We start from the raw sequence: 17,095 nt of genomic DNA, 5'->3' as shown, positions 1-17,095 counted from the left end.
TTTAAAATGAAAGCCGCAGCAATTGTACCTATTGAGACTTTACACCTCTTCCCTATTCTCGATACACTATTAATTGATCTTTTAAAATCATTAACCGAAGAAGAATGGCACGCCCAAACCGTAGCCAAAAAATGGCTGGTAAAAGATGTTGCTTCTCATTTGCTTGATGGCAATTTAAGAGCATTATCCATGTCCAGAGACCGATATTTTGGAGAAAAACCGGAAAATATCAATTCTTACAGTGATTTAGTTGATTATCTTAATCAGCTTAATATGACCTGGACAAATGCTACAAAAAGACTCAGTCCGAATGTAATAACCCATTTGCTGGAAAGCAGCGGAAAAGAATATTATGCCCATTTACAAACTTTAGAGCCATTTGAAAATGCATTGTTTTCAGTTGCGTGGGCAGGCGAAGAAACCTCTTTTAACTGGTTTCATATTGCAAGGGAATATACCGAAAAGTTTCTGCACCAACAGCAAATTAGAGATGCTGTAGGCAAAGAAGCACTTTTAACAAAAGAGTTCTTCTATCCTTTTATGCACATTTTTATGCAGGCTTTGCCTAACGCATATAAAAATACAAAAGCAGAAAAAGGTACAGTTGTAACCCTAATTGTCGATACAGAAATTGGAGGTCAATGGAGCATTATCAAAGAAGATGAAAACTGGAAATTTATTAATGCCGCTGATCTTAAATCAAATGCAGTTTTAAAAATTCAGCCCCATGATGCATGGTTATTATTTTCTAAAGGGATGAAACCGCAAGATGCAAAAGAAAAAGTTGAAATTACCGGAGATACACAACTTGCCGAAATTGCGTTAAATATTGTGGCAGTAATGGCATAATTGTAACAGTTTTCATTTATTTTCTGATAATTTTAAGACTTTAAACTTTGCTTTTCAAAATGCATAGCGGTAAATTTATAATCCTTAATAAAAATCAGCAGCTAAATGAAAACTATAAAACTCCTTATATTATTGCTCCCTCTTTTTTGCTTTTCGCAGCAGGAAAAAATAAAGCAATTAGACATTAATTTAACCAATTACGAATATCCCTTTCCTGTACAGTTTTTAGAATTGAGCAATCAGCGCCAATATTTGAAAATGGCTTATATGGATATTAAACCTGATAATTACAACAATAAAAACATTGTATTACTTCACGGAAAAAACTTTAACGGTGCTTATTGGGAAACGACTATAAAAGCCCTGACCAAAGAAGGCTTTAGAGTAATTGTTCCCGACCAGATAGGCTTTGGAAAATCATCTAAACCGGATAATTTTCAATACACTTTTCAACAGTTGGCAGAGAATACAAAAAAACTCTTAGATCATTTAGGAATCGAAAAAACAACCATATTAGGACATTCTATGGGTGGAATGTTAGCCACAAGATTTGCTCTGATGTATCCAGAAACAACTGAAAAATTAGTTCTTGAAAACCCGATTGGTTTAGAAGACTGGAAACTTGTTGTTCCGTATAAACCTGTAGATTGGTGGTACGAATCAGAATTGAAACAAAATTATCAGAATATTAAAAGCTACCAAATGGCCAATTATTATGATGGAAAATGGAATGCCGATTTTCAGAAATGGGCTGAACTTGGTGCAGGCTGGACAACAGCTCCGGATTATGCAAGAGTCGCCTGGAACTCAGCTTTGATGTATGATATGATTTTTACACAACCCGTTTTATACGAATTTAAAAACATCAAAAGTCCAACGCTTTTAATCATCGGAACAAGAGATAAAACCGCAATAGGAAAACCTTTGGTTTCTGAAGAAGTCAGAAAAACAATGGGTAACTATCTCGAATTGGGTAAAAAAACGCAAAAAGCCATCCCAAATGCAAAATTAATTGAAGTTGCAAACACCGGACATTTACCGCATATTGAATCTTTCGATCAATTTATAAAACCATTAATCGTATTTTTGAAATCATAATTTATTTTATTCGCCACGAATTTCATTAAATAGCAATTCGTGCTAATTCGTGAAATTCGTGGCAACATTTTTTCTTTAATTTAAAACTAAAACACATGTTTACAATCGAACAAATAAAAGAAGCACATGCCAAAGTACAAAGCGGTGCAGATTTTCCAAATTATATACAAGACCTGATTATTTTGGGCGTAAAAGGATATGACACCTTTGTAAATAACGGAAATGTAGAATATTACGGCGTAAACAATTACACCGTATCAGCAGATGAAAAATATCCTGAAATTCAGGTTGCTCCTGTTGCCAATAAAGAGCGTTTTATAGAATTTCTGGTAATGCACCAGGACGGCCAGACTGATTATTTAACTTTCTGTAATCATGCCGCACAATCCGGAATTGCCAAATGGCGCGTTGACATTATCGAAATGACTTGTACGTATTTCGACAAATCCGATAATGAAATATTGATCGAAAAAATCCCTGACTAATCTCAAAAAACCTAATTAACTAAACCAAACCACATGTTATTTTTAGATAAAAAAAAGAAAACCATTTCTGGAAAAATAATTCTAATTGCATTATTATCCATTTGCTTTTTCGGTTTTGCCCAGCATAAAAAAACAAGTTCTAAATTTAAAGTAATTGCTTTTTATACGGCAAAAAATGATCAGGCACACATAAGCTTTGTACACGAAGCCAATAAATGGTTTCCAAAGGTTGCCGAACAAAATCATTTCGAATACGATTCAACCAGCAATTGGGACAATTTAAACGCAAAATTTTTATCAAAATATCAAGTGGTTTTGTTTTTAGACACAAGACCTGAAACTCCATCTCAGCGAGAAGCCTTTCAGAAATACATGGAAAATGGCGGCGGTTTTATAGGATTTCATTTTTCGGCATTTGCGTTAAACGATTCTGCTTATCCGCAAAACTGGAACTGGTATCATAATACCTTTTTAGGTTCTGGCGAATATGGCAGTAATACTTGGCGACCAACATCGGCAGTTTTACGAATAGAAAATCAGAATCCCGCTACTAAAAACATTCCTAAAACATTCAAATCTGCGCCAAACGAATGGTACAGATGGAGCAATGATTTGAGAAAAAATTCCGATATCAAAATTCTTGTCGCGATCGACGAAAGCAGCTTTCCGTTAGGAACAGGTCCTAAACAAAACGAAATTTGGCATAGCGGTTATTATCCTGTAGTATGGACCAATAAAAACTATAAAATGCTCTATGTAAATACGGGACACAATGATATCGATTACGAACACGGAACCAATAAAACACTTTCATATACATTCGAAAATGAACCACAAAGTCAGTTAATTCTAAACGGATTACTTTGGTTAGGTAATTCTAAAAAGCAAGCAAAATAGAGCAATCAAATAAAACTAATACCAGGAAATTATCATTTAATGAAAAATAAAATTGTCTTCGTTTTTTTTACACTTTTGGCATTCTCTTGCAACTCAAAACAAGAAGAGAATAAAACAAATACTGTAAATAACTCTAAAAAAGAAATTGTAAACGATACTACTTCAACAACTAAAACAGCAGATGCAGTTCATTATCAAACATCAGTTTTTGATGATCCAAAATTTGCAGATAGAATAAAAGGAGATAAAGAAAAATTAAAAAAACTTTCAGAAGAACAGCTTTTTTCTGAAATGAGTAGTAAATCAATAGCAAAGTTAAACGAAAAACAACAGCTTTTTTTCAACTCAAATTCTAATTATGAATTACTTTGTTTTGCAAAAGGCAATCTGTTTCAGGAAGGCAACAACGATTATGTTTTTATTGTTTATGACAAAGAAAACATCAAAACTAAAATTTTACTTTATAATGATAAAACCAGCCAATACGCTGAACTTTTTAAAGATATAAAAGTAGAAAACAGATTAGAAAATGCAGATTGCGGAAGTTATTCTTTTGGAACCCTTGATTATCAATTTGCAATAGAACATTTGATTATGAACGAAGGCGCACTTAAAATAAACCCTCAATATTATTTAGAAGATGTTCCGGTAAAAATTACTGACATATCAAAAGATGACAATTTTGTAGTAAAGGAAGGATGTTTTGCAAAAAATGCTTCACGAAAAAATTTAGCCAACACGCTTTGCATTTCTACAAGCCCGGTATATAGTAATTGGGAATGTTTGCAATACAACAAAACAAACAATACTTTTTTTATTTTTTATAGTCAGGCTTTCGCCGATTAATATCAGATTAAAAATAATTATTACAAGAACAAAAAAAAATAAACCAAGATGTCAGCTAAACTTTCTCCCATTATAAATCCGGACGAACTTTTAAATATAAAAGATTCATCTGAACTTATTTTAATCGATGCCAGAGCCGGAATCAATGCTCAGGAAAATTATCAAAAAGAACATCTTAAAGGCGCTCGTTTTGTAGATTTAAATGAGGATTTAGCAACTGTCGAAAATCCGGCAAACGGAGGAAGACATCCTTTGCCTTCGTTAGAAAAATTTTCTCAGGTACTTTCTAAACTTGGTATTTCGCCTTTAAGTCGCATTGTAATTTATGACGATAAAAACGGATCAAATGCCGCAGCAAGATTTTGGTGGATGTTACGCGCCATTGGACATGAAAAAGTCCAGGTTTTAAACGGAGGTTTACAAGCAGCTATACAAATTGGTTTCCCTGTAAGCTCAGAATTAGAAACTTTTGAGCTCACAGAAAAATATCCAGTTACAGAATGGAAATTAGCGCAAGCCTATATTGATGAAGTCGAAAAAGCACGAAATAACGACGAAAGTATCGTAATTGATGTAAGAGACAAAAATCGTTTTGATGGTTTAACAGAACCGCTTGATTTAATCGCAGGACATATTCCCGGCGCCATCAACGTTCCGTTTAGCGAAAACTTAAACGAAGACGGGGTTTACAAATCTGCTGAAGTTTTAGCAGAAAAATATTCAAAAATTACAGGAAATAAAAATCCTGAAAATATAATCGTGCATTGTGGTTCAGGCGTTACAGCTTGCCATACTTTGCTGGCGATGGATTATGCAGGACTTGCAATTCCGAAACTATACGTAGGATCATGGAGCGAATGGTCAAGAAACGATCGCGAATTGGCAACAAAATAAAACATTGCCTTTAATATTAACACATAAAAACATAGATTTTTAGGTGTCTAAATAAAGAATACAAAAAGAAACACGTTTCTTACACATAGCTATGTTTGTTTAGATAAGTGAAACGCCTATTTTAAATGTACAAAAACTATGTTTCTATGTGTTAAGAATACCAACAACAGTTTTAAAATACAAATACAAAATGCAACATTGGGACATACTTTTATCAAATCAGGTAAATAAAAAAGCTTTTATAGAAACGCTGCTTTCTGGCGAAGCCAAAGGAGAATTAGCCATTTTTAACAACCAAAAAGGTATTCTGTTTTCAGATATTGCCATAGAGAAATTCATCGAAAAAGAATACCAATACGATACTGTAGAAGCCTCTCCGGAATCGCACAGGCAATTGAGAACCTTTTCGTCAGGCGAACGTAAAAAAGAATTTCTAAAATACTGCATCAACCAAAAACCGGATTTTATTATTTTCGATAATCCGTTTGATCATTTAGATCAGGCTTCTCGTGTAGTTTTGGCTGAATCGTTGAAAGATTTAACGCAGGATATTGCGATCATTCAAATCGTAAATCGTGTAGTCGATGTATTATCGTTTGTTCCCAACAAAGCCCAAATCAAAGACAATACATTCGAATTACATCCACTTTCGCAAACCGTAAATCATTTTAAAACCCTAAATACAGCTGCAATTCCAAAAGCGATTGAGCCGCATTCCTTTCACGAAAGTGTATTAATAAAAATGGAAAATGTTTCTGTAAGTTACGACGAGCGAAAAATTGTAGACAATATTTCATGGACAATTAAACAAGGTGAATTCTGGCAATTAATTGGACCAAATGGTTCCGGAAAAAGTACCATTTTATCTTTGATAACGGGAGATAATCCAAAAGGATTCGGACAGAATTTACATTTATTCGGAAGAAAAAAAGGCACCGGAGAAAGCGTTTGGGACATCAAAAAACAAATCGGAATTTTTACGACTTCGATGACCGATTTATTTCAAAAAGGCCATACTTTAGAAGAAATGATCCTTTCCGGCTTTTTCGATTCTATAGGTTTATATATCGAACCTACGACTTTGCAAAAACAAACCGTAACACAATGGCTTGAAGTTATTGAAATGAGTGGTTTACGAAAAAAACGTTTTATTGATCTTTCTATAGGTCAGCAAAGAGTCGCGCTAATTGTTCGTGCCGTTTTAAAACACCCGCCATTATTAATTTTAGACGAACCTGTAGAAGGTTTAGATGACGAAAATGTGGATTTGGTAATTCAGCTTATCAATACAATAAAACAAGAAACAAACGTTAGTATTTTATACGTTTCACATCGTATCGAAACTGGCCTTGCTCCTACTTCGGTTTTTGAACTTTTACCATCCTCAACAGGATCAATTGGTAAAATAAAATACCATTCGGAGCTTAACTAAAAATACAAAAATGAAAATCAAATATATCGCATTATTAATTTTTCCGTTAATAATCACTTCGTGCTGCGGAACAATTTCTAACGCAAAAAAAGAATACAATATAAGCAAAGCCACAACATTAAAATCAGAATGGAAATCAAATCCCAAAGAATGGTTTCTGGAAAAAGACACTTTAAGAGGAACTGGCGGTCCTATGCATTGGGCCGTAATACAATCTAAAAAGAAACTTCCGGAGAACTATGAAATCGATTTTAAAGTAAACATGACGCGCGAATCTCTTTTCGAAGTAATGCTCAATATCGACAAAGAAAATTATATCAGAACCTACCTTTATCAAATCGATCAGAATATCGTGATTGGCAGAGGCGTTTACAATAAAAACAGCGACGAATATGGCAAACGTGGCGGCCCAACTTTATTCAAGAAAACAATGAAATTAGAAAATAACAAATGGTATTCGGTAAAAATAAGAGTATCAAACAATCAGTTATTCTTTTCAGTAGACAATGAAACCTTCTTAGAATGTTCATTAGAAAAAAGCAACCTAAGCCAACAAGGCAAACTAGGTTTCTTAACCAACGGCGAAGCCAAAATCATAGACCTTACCATTAAAAATATTGAATAAAAAGATTTTTAAAACCATTAAGATATTAAGAAAATAAAGCAATGACATTCTCTAGCTTAATTATCTTAATATCTTAATGGTAAAAAAATAAGCCCTAAAGACAAAAACAAAAAAGCTCCTAAAAGGAGCTTTTTTAAATTATAAGAAATTATCTAATTTTCTAATTGACAAATTATCTAATTAGTTCTCGTCATCTTCCATATTATGCGTCTTTCCATAATTGCGCCATTTCTCGATACAATCCTGAAAATCCTGAGGTAATTCGGTATCAAAACGCATCATTTCGCCAGTCGTAGGATGCACAAAACCAAGCGTTTTAGCATGCAAAGCCTGACGTGGCAATGCTTTAAAACAATTATCAATAAACTGTTTGTATTTTGTAAAAGTCGTTCCCTTCAAAATCAAATGACCACCATAACGTTCGTCATTAAAAAGCGGATGACCAATATGTTTCATGTGTGCACGAATCTGGTGCGTTCTACCCGTTTCTAATTTACAAGAAATCAATGTAACATAACCAAAACGTTCCAAAACCTTATAATGCGTAATAGCAGGTTTTCCAATTTCAGGATCAGCAAAAACGGCCATTTGCATGCGGTCTTTCAAATGTCTTGCAAGATTTCCTTCAATTGTTCCCGCCTCTTCAGCAACATTTCCCCAAACAAGAGCAATATACTCACGTTCAGAAGTTTTAGCCTCAAATTGCTTTGCCAAATGCGTCATAGCCGCCTCTGTTTTCGCCACAACCAAAAGTCCTGACGTATCCTTATCAATTCTATGAACCAAACCAGGACGTTCGCTGCTGTTCATTGGCAAATTATCAAAATGATGCGCCAAAGCATTCACCAAAGTCCCCGTATAATTACCGTGACCAGGATGTACTACCATTCCGGGTTCTTTGTTAATTAACAACAAAGCATCATCTTCATAAACAATATTCAACGGAATATCCTCAGGAAGAATATGATTTTCGTATGGCGGATGCGTTAACATAACCGTCACAACATCAAAAGGTTTTACCTTATAATTTGATTTTACCGGAATATCATTTACAAAAATATTTCCTTCAGTTGCCGCGTTCTGAATTTTGTTACGCGTAGCATTCTGAATCAAATTCATTAAATATTTGTCAATACGCAAAAGCGCCTGACCTTTAGGGACTTCAAATCTAAAATGTTCGAATAATTCGTCTTCCAGATCTAAATTTTCATTATTATTGTTCATCTTTTGGGGTTTCAGTAGTTGGCGCAGCTAAACTGTCTGTCGCCTGACTTTCATCTACATAAGTTGCTTTTCCGTCACCTAAAACCAAATCAATTTTAGACGCTTTCAGCACTCGGTCACCTACTTTTAAGTTTCTACCTTTATAACGCATCTCCAAAACCATATCTTTTCCAAGATTCGGAATATATGTAATAGTTCCCTGCTCAAGACCTAAAGCCTTCAAAGTAGGAACCGCTTCACGATACGTTTTCTCGATTAAATCAGGAATTCTAACAGACGAAAAACCTGACGCATTAATTTTAATATATATTTTTCTTCCCACTTTTACCTTCGTTCCCGGCAACGGATCTTGCTCAACAACACTGTATTTAGGGAATTCACTTCTGTAATCAACACTATCCAAAAGCACATAATCCAGGTCCAGTTCATCCAGTTTTGCCTCCACTTGTTCCTCTGTCAATTTAGACAAATTCGGAACCGCAATTTCATGTCCATGATCAGTTGTAAAAGTCAGCCAATGCATAAACAGATAACCCAAAACAGCAATAATAGCAGCAGCAATCAGGATTTGTACAAAAAACACACGGCTTGTTAAATACTTACGTAAAGTCATAAATTAATTTTTAGTTGTGGCAAAGATAAAGCTATTTCGTTTCAAAAAAAATGATAATTTTGTTTTAAACAAGAAAGTCGCATGATTGTCATCCTGAGCAAAGTCGAAGGATAATTTTCAGGAGCTATTTCCTGCTGTCCGCTGTATCTTTTGTGCCGAACACCGGCCCAAAAGGATGCCGCTCCCATCAGGGCTAGGGCTTTAGTTTTCATAAGAACGTTCTTTTTTAAACGACATTGTTGTCATCCCGAGGAACGAGGGATCTCCGCAAGAAGCTCACGCAAAGTTTATCTGGCATGTCGAGCTACTAACGGAGATCCCTCGTTCCTCGGGATGACAAAGCAAGCAAAAAATTAGTACGCAGATTTAAAATTCAATTCGTGAAAATTAGTGCAATTCGTGGCAAAAAACCTGAAACCCGAAATAATTAAATAAAAGATTAAACATATAAACAATATAGAATGAAAAACATTGCCATCATCATGGGCGGATATTCAAGCGAATACAAAATATCGCTGATCAGCGGAAACGTTGTTTACCAATATCTTGACAAAACAAAATACAACGGATTCCGTATTCATATTTTTAAAGAAAAATGGGTATATGTAGACGAAAACAACGCCGAATTTTCGATCGATAAAAACGATTTTTCTGTAACCGTAAACGATCAAAAAATCACATTCGACTGTGTATTCAACGCTATTCACGGAACTCCGGGCGAAGATGGATTAATGCAGGCGTATTTCGAATTACTAGGAATTAAACAATCGTCTTGCGATTATTACCAAGCCGCATTAACATTCAATAAACGTGATTTATTATCGGTTTTAAAACCATACGGAATCAAAACGGCAATCTCTTATTACTTAAATAAAGGTGACATTATTAATACTGCCGAAATCGTTAAAAAAGTAGGTTTGCCATGTTTCGTAAAACCAAACAAAGCAGGTTCTAGTTTCGGAATCTCAAAAGTAAAATCAGAAGCCGAATTGCCAATCGCGATCGAAGTAGCTTACAAAGAAGATAACGAAATCATCATAGAAAGTTTCCTTGACGGAACCGAAGTTTCTGTGGGAGTAATTAATTACCAAGGCGAAATCAAGGTTTTACCCATCACCGAAATAGTTTCAGACAATGATTTCTTTGATTACGAAGCCAAATACGAAGGAAAATCACAAGAAATCACGCCAGCCCGAATTTCAGACGAGTTAACACAAAAAGTTAGCGAAGTAGCCAAACGTGCTTACGAAGTCTTAAAAATGAAAGGATTCTCAAGAAGCGAATTCATTATCGTAGACAACGAACCATACATGCTGGAGATGAACACCATACCAGGTTTAACCACCGAAAGCTTAATCCCGCAACAAGCACATGCAGCCGGAATATCTCTCGAAGATTTATTTACCAACGCAATTGAGTTAGCGCTCTCTTAAAAGATACTAAGGTTCTGAGATACTAAGTTACTAAAATCTCAGAACCTTTTTTTTAACCACAAAATATTGTCAGACTGAGCGAAGTCGAAGTCCCGCAAAGTGAGCAAACCACAAACGATCCTTAACCGACCAAACTTAGCAACTTAGCCTCTCAGCACCTTAGCACCTTAAAAAAAATGAAAGAAATATTCGAATGGAACAGGCTTTTTTACAACAATCTTCCCGCAAACTTTGCTCTGGAAGTGATATTTCGTTCTACAGTAATGTTCATCATTTTACTGCTAACCCTAAAACTAGCAGGAAAAAGAGGTGTAAAACAATTATCGATTTTCGAAACTGTAATTATCATTGCACTAGGTTCTGCTGCTGGAGATCCCATGTTTTATGAAGATGTAGGTATTGTTCCCGCTGCGATCGTTTTTACGGTAATTATTATTTTATATCGTTCTGTAACCTGGCTTACCGGAAAAAGCAAAAAATTTGAAGAATTCATAGAAGGTAAAACCGAATGCTTGATCAATAACGGTAAATTTTCTATTGCAACTTTCAAAAAAGAAAGCCTCGCACAAGACGAGTTTTTCTCTGAGCTTCGTATAAAGTCGATAGAACATCTCGGACAAATAAAACACGCTTTTATAGAAACCAGCGGAGAAATAAGCGTATTTTTCTATGAAGATCAGGAAGTAAAATACGGATTACCTATTTTGCCCGCTGCATTCAATAAAAAAAGTAAAATCATAGAAAAAGACGGAATTCATGCCTGCACCTTTTGCGGCCACACCGAAGAACATACATCAGGAACTGCAAATTGTGAAGTCTGCAAAAAAGATGAATGGGTTCCCGCTTTAAAAACGCTTAGAATAACCTAATAATAAGTTCCAAAATTTAAATTCCAAATTCCAAAAGCTTCGAAATATTCAAACTTTGAATCTTTGTAACTTTTAACCTCTGAACCTTAAAAGAAAAAAAATGCGAAAAGCGATATTCCCCGGATCATTTGACCCCATTACACTAGGACACGAAGACATTATCAAAAGAGGAATTCCTTTATTTGATGAAATTGTAATTGCTATTGGTGTAAACGCCGAAAAAAAATATATGTTTTCACTCGAAGAAAGAAAACGCTTTATAGAAGAAACTTTCAAAGACGAACCAAAAATTTCTGTTATTAACTACGAAGGATTAACAATAGATCTGGCTAAAAAACAAAAAGCCCACTTCATTTTAAGAGGTTTGCGCAATCCTGCCGATTTCGAATTCGAAAAAGCCATCGCCCACACCAACAGAAAACTATCTAAGATCGAAACTGTTTTTCTATTAACAGCAGCAAGTACTTCATTTATTAGTTCAAGCATTGTACGCGATGTATTGCGTCATGGCGGTGAGTATGAAATGCTGGTTCCGGATGCTGTTAGAGTGAAGAAATAATAGAATACTTTATTTTTTTAGTTAAAAGTAAGAGATGAAAAGATACTTGTAGAATTCATTAAAGACTATGAAAATAATTGCTTTAAAAAAATCCCAAAGCACTCACAAACATAAAAAACATAAACTTGCAAGCGAAACAAATTATAAGTAATTTCGCATTTTTAAAATAAACACCAAATAATGAGCATCGAAAGAGAATTAAACAAACGTAGCGGATCTAAATGTGAACTTTGTGGCGCCGAAGAAAACCTAAAAGTATATCAGGTATTACCAACTCAAAAAGGTGGTCTTGACGAAAGTATTTTAGCATGTAGTACGTGTATAGACCAAATTGAAAACCCGGATAATGTCGATTTAAATCACTGGAGATGTCTTAACGACAGCATGTGGAATGAAAACGTTGCCGTGCAAGTGGTAGCCTGGAGAATGTTGAGCCGTATGCGTGCTGCAGGATGGCCTCAGGAATTATTAGACATGATGTATTTAGACGAAGATACTCTGGCATGGGCGCAAGCAACTGGCGAAGGCGAAGATGACGAAAACAAAATCATTCACCGTGATAGCAATGGCGTAATTTTAGAACACGGAGATTCTGTAGTTTTAATTAAAGATCTTAAAGTAAAAGGATCAAGTATGGTTGCCAAACAAGGAACTGCAGTTCGCAACATTCGTTTAGATCACGAAAACGCCGAATACATTGAAGGAAAAGTAGACGGTCAGCAAATCGTAATTATCACGCAATACGTGAAGAAAATATAATTTTTCAGTCGCAGTCGCAGTTTTCAGTTCGTAAAATAACTGAAAACTGCGACCGAAAACTGTATACTAAAAAAGGCTATTCAAAATCTTGAATAGCCTTTTTTAATGCTTTATTTAAAGTAAATTATTTTTGGAATAATTTATTAATCTGATCTTTTAATAATGGCTCAGAAACACTGCTTGTTGCAGAAGAGGCATCTTTAGAAGAAACCATAAACTGAACTGTCGCTTTCTCCGGAATAACACTTCCTGTGTAGTGTAACCAAATATAGTTATTAGGCAATTCTAATTTGATATCATATAAAGGGCTTGCAGTAAAACCATTTACAATAATATTATAAAGGCTATTATAATCATTATTTACATTTTTGAATGTAAATTTTCTCAAGCTTGATGATTCGTCATCATTCTGGATACTTGTATAATAAACAGTATATTCATCTCCAATTTTTTGAATATAATTGTTATTTACTTTTCCTAATCTCTCAACTGGTACAGTTTCAATAACCTTAATTTGTGCAAAAGAGACAAAACTAAACATCAAAATGGCAATCGTAATAATTCTTTTCATAATTAATTTGGGGTTTATTATTTACGGGCACAAGAAACGCAGAAAATATGATAAATTAAAGCCTTAACCGTTAATTTATTAACAATATATTAAGATTGTTATTTAAAATCATCAAAAACCTTCAGTAAATCAAATTAAAATATTGAAATTCAATAATTTAACACACGCTCAATACGTCAAAATATATTAAAAACCGACCCAATACAGTGATCAAAAACGATCGAAAAAGGCCTTAATTATAAAACTTATACTACAATAATTGCTTCTTGATTTTAATGTAGTTCTTTAACAAAAGAAGTTCCTATCTAAAACAAACCCGAAACTTAAAACCGGAAACCAAAAAACTACTTTTCCTCTTCTTTCTTTACCACTTTGCGGGCAACTTCAATTTTAAATTTCTTGCCTTTCATTTTTTCATCCTTAATATTATGCAGCAAGTCTTTTACTTTATTGAATTTTACTGCCGCAAACGAAATGAAATCTTTTACTTCAATTAAACCCAAATCGCCTTTCTCCAGTTTTCCTTTTTGAGAAAAGAAACCCACAATATCAATTTTATTCAGTTTTGTTTTCTTTCCGCCACTAATATAAATAGTTTGAAATTCTGGTGGTTTTGGCAAAGTCGTAGCATTATCAACTTTTAAAACTTCCATTCCGTAGTCGATATAATCCAGTTTTTTTTCACTTTCGTGAATGATAATATATGCCGTTCCAGAAGCCTGCATACGTGCAGTACGACCGTTACGGTGTGTAAATTCGTCTTCTTTAAGAGATAAATGATAATGAATAACGTGTTTCATTTCCGGGATATCCAGTCCACGAGCGGCTAAATCCGTTGTGATGAGGTAGCTCATACTTCCGTTTCTAAACTGAATCAAAGCACGTTCGCGCTCGTCCTGATCCATTCCGCCATGATAATAAGTAGCGTAAATGCCTTTTTCGTTTAATGTATCACTAATACGTTCTGCAGCATCACGATGATTACAAAAAATAATAGCCGATTGCGATTTTAAAGAACAAATCAAATTAAATAAACTTCCCAATTTGTCTTTAGAAGGAGAAACAACCATTTTCATCGAAAGATTCGTTTTCTCTTCCTGCTCCGGAATAAAATCTAAAACCGTAGGATTTACAACTCGTGTATATCTTGGGATTTCAATATCAGAAGTTGCCGAAACTAAAACGCGTTTGTTCAGTTTAGTTAACTTTCCAATGATATACGACATTTGCTCATGAAAGCCCAATTGCAACGACTTATCAAATTCATCCAAAATTAGAGTCTGAATTTTATCTGTTCTAAAAGTATCTCTGTCAATATGATCTGCAATTCTTCCCGGAGTTCCTATTAAAACTGCCGGCGGATTGCTAAGATTTTTGATTTCAGTATCTATCGAGTGACCACCGTAACAAATATTAACTTTGTATGGCGTTCCCATTTTTTTCCAAACCTGCTCGATCTGCAAACCCAATTCGCGCGAAGGCACTAATATTAAACATTGAACCGAAAGGATTTCAGGTTGCAACAATTCTAAAACAGGCAATAAAAAAGCTAATGTTTTTCCTGATCCTGTAGGAGAAAGTAATAATACGTTGTTATCGTTTAAAATTGCGTCTTGAGCAACTTCTTGCATTTCGTTTAGGCTCTCAATACCTAAGTTCGAAAGTATGTTGTTGGAATGGTGATTTTTATTCATTTTGCAAAAGTAGTCAAAATACTGATTGTTTCAGGTTTTCTTTGTTTCAGGTTTGAAATACCAATAAAACATTTAACCACAAAGTGCGCGAAGGTTTAAGCAATGAACGCTAATTTATTTCTCGCAAAGTCGCGAAGTTGCAAAGTTATATTGACAAAGCTTTGCGAACTTTGCGTTTTTAAAAACCTCCAGATTAAAAAAACTTTGCGCGCTTTGCGGTAAAATGTCAAAGTAGCTCTACTCCTATTTTACACCTAAAACCTGAAACAAAATTTCTATATTTGATTCTCTATTTAAAACCCGAACCATGAGATTTTTCATTCTGCCACTTCTACTCTTTTCGTTCACGATCTTCGGACAAAACAATAAAAAATACGATACTTTTTTTGAGAAAGGAAACGGAAATCAGTCCGCTTCATATCAGGAAACTATTGCTTATTTTAAGCTTCTGGCAAAAGATTTCCCAACCATTCAGATCAAAGAAATGGGACTTACAGATTCGGGAGAACCGTTGCATATGGTGGTTTATAATCCTGACAAAGAGTTTGATTTTGAAAAAATTCAGAAAAACAAAGCGGTGCTTTTTATCAATAACGGAATTCACGCGGGAGAACCTGACGGAATTGACGCTACAATGCAATTCTACAGAGATTTAGCCATTGGCAAACTAAAAGCGCCTAAAAACACCGTTTTAGTTACTATTCCGGTTTATAATATTGGAGGGGCTTTAAACCGAAATTCGACCACAAGAGCGAATCAGGATGGGCCCGAAATTTATGGTTTTAGAGGAAATGCGAGAAACTATGATTTGAATCGGGATTTGATGAAATCTGATACCCGAAATACTAAGAGTTTTGTCGAAATTTTCCAGAAAATAAACGCCGATGTTTTTATTGATAATCACGTAAGCAACGGATCTGATTATCAATACAAACTTACCTACATCATGACACAACACAACAAATTAGGAACTGTTTTAGGTGATTTTTTGAATGACGAAATGATGCCGGCTTTGGTAAAAGATTTACAGCAAAAGAAAATCGAAACTACACCTTATGTCGATTCTTTTAAAGATACACCTGACAAAGGATTTGGTCAGTTTGTAGATAGTCCAAGATATACAACGGGTTATACTTCGTTGTTTAATACGATTGGTTTTGTGGTAGAAACTCATATGCTGAAAAAATATGCCGAACGCGTAAAAATGACTTACGAATACACCAAATCGACTTTGGATTTTACTGATGCCAATTATCAAAAAATAAAAGCGCTTAGGGTAAAAAACTTAGAGCAATATCAACCTAAAAAAACATATACTTTAAAATGGGAATTAGACAGCACAAAAGCCACAACATTTTCGTTTTTAGGGTATGAAGCAAGTTATAAAAAAAGTGATGCTACAACCGGAAATCGTTTGTATTATGACCGAAGCAAACCGTACAAAAAAGACGTTCCGTATATTAAAGAATTCAAATCGGTGAAAGAAGTTGTGATTCCGGGCGCTTATGTTATTCCGCGTGGTTATTGGAATATTATTGATCTCCTGAAAAATAACAATATTACCTATTCGCAACTTAAAAATGATACAATTATAGAAGTCGAAAGTTATAAAATTGCTGATTTCAAAACGGTTCAAAATCCTTACGAAGGACATTATTTGCATTACAACACAAAGATAAATTCTAAAGTTGTAAAAATGGCTTTCGCCAAAGGTGACTACTTAGTTTCGACAAACCAAAAAGGCGTAAAATATCTCGTAGAGGCTTTTGAACCGGAAGGTGTCGATTCTTTCTTTAACTGGAATTTCTTCGACCCTATTTTACAACAAAAAGAACATTACTCCGAGTATATTTTTGAAGATACGGCTTCGAAACTTTTAAAAGAGAATCCACAACTAAAAGCTGAACTAGAAACGAAAAAACAAAACGATCGCGAATTTGCTAAAAATGCCGAAGCACAATTGAACTGGATTTATAAAAATTCTGTATATTACGAAAAAGCGCATTTGCAATATCCTGTTTATCGTGTTTTGTAGATTTTTTTGACCGAAAAGTTTTTTTTAACCGCAAAGAGCGCTAAGTTTTTTTTTGATTTTTGATTGAGTTGAAAAACGCGGAGGTCGCAAAGCTTTGTATAGAACTTTGTCCAAGTTTTAAAACTTTGACAAAGTTGAATCGTTATCGGTATTTAAATCATTATACATTACCATAAAAATACTTTATTTAAAACTTATACATTTGATTCGCT

The 17,095-nt window shown here is 34.5% G+C and carries 17 protein-coding genes; 13 read left to right on the top strand and 4 right to left on the bottom strand.

Going from position 1 to position 17,095, the window contains the following annotated elements:
* Nucleotides 1-6 precede the first annotated feature (6 nt).
* The 8 genes from L0669_RS13655 to L0669_RS13620 all read left to right on the top strand — a co-directional run bounded on the left by L0669_RS13655 (nt 7) and on the right by L0669_RS13620 (nt 7,126).
* On the top strand, nt 7-849 hold the full coding sequence (locus tag L0669_RS13655) for a maleylpyruvate isomerase N-terminal domain-containing protein (RefSeq protein WP_263758240.1): 843 nt from the start codon (nt 7-9) through the stop codon (nt 847-849).
* Between the two features lie 105 nt (nt 850-954).
* Nucleotides 955-1,947, top strand: a complete 993-nt coding sequence (locus L0669_RS13650; RefSeq protein WP_263758239.1) for an alpha/beta fold hydrolase — start codon at nt 955-957, stop codon at nt 1,945-1,947.
* A 95-nt stretch (nt 1,948-2,042) separates the two neighbouring features.
* Nucleotides 2,043-2,432, top strand: a complete 390-nt coding sequence (locus L0669_RS13645; RefSeq protein WP_263758238.1) for a DUF1398 domain-containing protein — start codon at nt 2,043-2,045, stop codon at nt 2,430-2,432.
* Nucleotides 2,433-2,465: 33 nt separating this feature from the next.
* Entirely contained in the window at nt 2,466-3,329 is an 864-nt protein-coding gene (locus L0669_RS13640; RefSeq protein ID WP_263758237.1) for a ThuA domain-containing protein, read from the top strand.
* Nucleotides 3,330-3,368: 39 nt separating this feature from the next.
* Nucleotides 3,369-4,175, top strand: coding sequence for a hypothetical protein (locus L0669_RS13635; RefSeq protein WP_263758236.1), 807 nt, complete (start codon nt 3,369-3,371; stop codon nt 4,173-4,175).
* A gap of 48 nt (nt 4,176-4,223) precedes the next feature.
* On the top strand, nt 4,224-5,069 hold the full coding sequence (locus tag L0669_RS13630) for a sulfurtransferase (RefSeq protein ID WP_263758235.1): 846 nt from the start codon (nt 4,224-4,226) through the stop codon (nt 5,067-5,069).
* Nucleotides 5,070-5,259: 190 nt separating this feature from the next.
* Entirely contained in the window at nt 5,260-6,501 is a 1,242-nt protein-coding gene (locus tag L0669_RS13625; protein ID WP_263758233.1) for an ATP-binding cassette domain-containing protein, read from the top strand.
* A 10-nt stretch (nt 6,502-6,511) separates the two neighbouring features.
* Nucleotides 6,512-7,126, top strand: coding sequence for a hypothetical protein (locus L0669_RS13620; protein ID WP_263758232.1), 615 nt, complete (start codon nt 6,512-6,514; stop codon nt 7,124-7,126).
* Between the two features lie 180 nt (nt 7,127-7,306).
* Here the strand turns inward: L0669_RS13620 and L0669_RS13615 are convergent, their stop codons facing one another.
* Complete coding sequence (locus L0669_RS13615; RefSeq protein WP_263758231.1) at nt 7,307-8,350, bottom strand: RluA family pseudouridine synthase; 1,044 nt, start codon at nt 8,348-8,350, stop codon at nt 7,307-7,309.
* Nucleotides 8,340-8,963, bottom strand: coding sequence for a PASTA domain-containing protein (locus tag L0669_RS13610; RefSeq protein WP_173972497.1), 624 nt, complete (start codon nt 8,961-8,963; stop codon nt 8,340-8,342). The genes L0669_RS13615 and L0669_RS13610 overlap by 11 nt, the downstream gene beginning before the upstream one ends.
* A 461-nt stretch (nt 8,964-9,424) precedes the next feature.
* Here L0669_RS13610 and L0669_RS13605 point away from each other — a divergent pair, with 461 nt between their 5' ends.
* The 4 genes from L0669_RS13605 to L0669_RS13590 all read left to right on the top strand — a co-directional run bounded on the left by L0669_RS13605 (nt 9,425) and on the right by L0669_RS13590 (nt 12,583).
* Entirely contained in the window at nt 9,425-10,396 is a 972-nt protein-coding gene (locus L0669_RS13605; RefSeq protein WP_263758230.1) for a D-alanine--D-alanine ligase, read from the top strand.
* Between the two features lie 176 nt (nt 10,397-10,572).
* A complete protein-coding gene (locus L0669_RS13600; RefSeq protein ID WP_263758229.1) occupies nt 10,573-11,265 on the top strand; it encodes a DUF421 domain-containing protein in 693 nt (230 codons plus the stop codon).
* A gap of 100 nt (nt 11,266-11,365) precedes the next feature.
* Nucleotides 11,366-11,824 (top strand): pantetheine-phosphate adenylyltransferase, encoded by a 459-nt coding sequence (gene coaD, locus L0669_RS13595; RefSeq protein WP_263758228.1) that lies wholly within the window; start codon nt 11,366-11,368, stop codon nt 11,822-11,824.
* A gap of 180 nt (nt 11,825-12,004) precedes the next feature.
* The gene (locus L0669_RS13590; RefSeq protein WP_173972490.1) at nt 12,005-12,583 is read left to right on the top strand and encodes a PhnA domain-containing protein; all 579 of its coding nucleotides are present in this window, start codon (nt 12,005-12,007) and stop codon (nt 12,581-12,583) included.
* 124 nt (nt 12,584-12,707) lie between these two features.
* Here L0669_RS13590 and L0669_RS13585 read toward each other — a convergent pair whose 3' ends face one another.
* A complete protein-coding gene (locus L0669_RS13585) occupies nt 12,708-13,154 on the bottom strand; it encodes a hypothetical protein (protein WP_173972489.1) in 447 nt (148 codons plus the stop codon).
* Nucleotides 13,155-13,498: 344 nt separating this feature from the next.
* Nucleotides 13,499-14,848 carry a DEAD/DEAH box helicase gene (locus L0669_RS13580; protein ID WP_263758227.1) on the bottom strand — a complete coding sequence of 450 codons (1,350 nt, stop codon included), beginning with the start codon at nt 14,846-14,848 and terminating at the stop codon, nt 13,499-13,501.
* Nucleotides 14,849-15,155: 307 nt separating this feature from the next.
* Between L0669_RS13580 and L0669_RS13575 the strand changes: the two genes are divergently transcribed.
* Nucleotides 15,156-16,883: a M14 family metallopeptidase gene (locus L0669_RS13575; protein WP_263758226.1), complete on the top strand. Its 1,728-nt coding sequence runs from the start codon at nt 15,156-15,158 to the stop codon at nt 16,881-16,883.
* The last annotated feature ends 212 nt before the right edge of the window (nt 16,884-17,095 follow it).

Origin of the sequence: Flavobacterium bizetiae, from assembly GCF_024271895.1 — a bacterium.
In the GTDB taxonomy this organism is placed as follows: Bacteria; Bacteroidota; Bacteroidia; order Flavobacteriales; family Flavobacteriaceae; genus Flavobacterium; species Flavobacterium bizetiae.
Note: the sequence above shows the minus strand (reverse complement) of the source record. Positions and strands in the feature narration are given on the sequence as shown.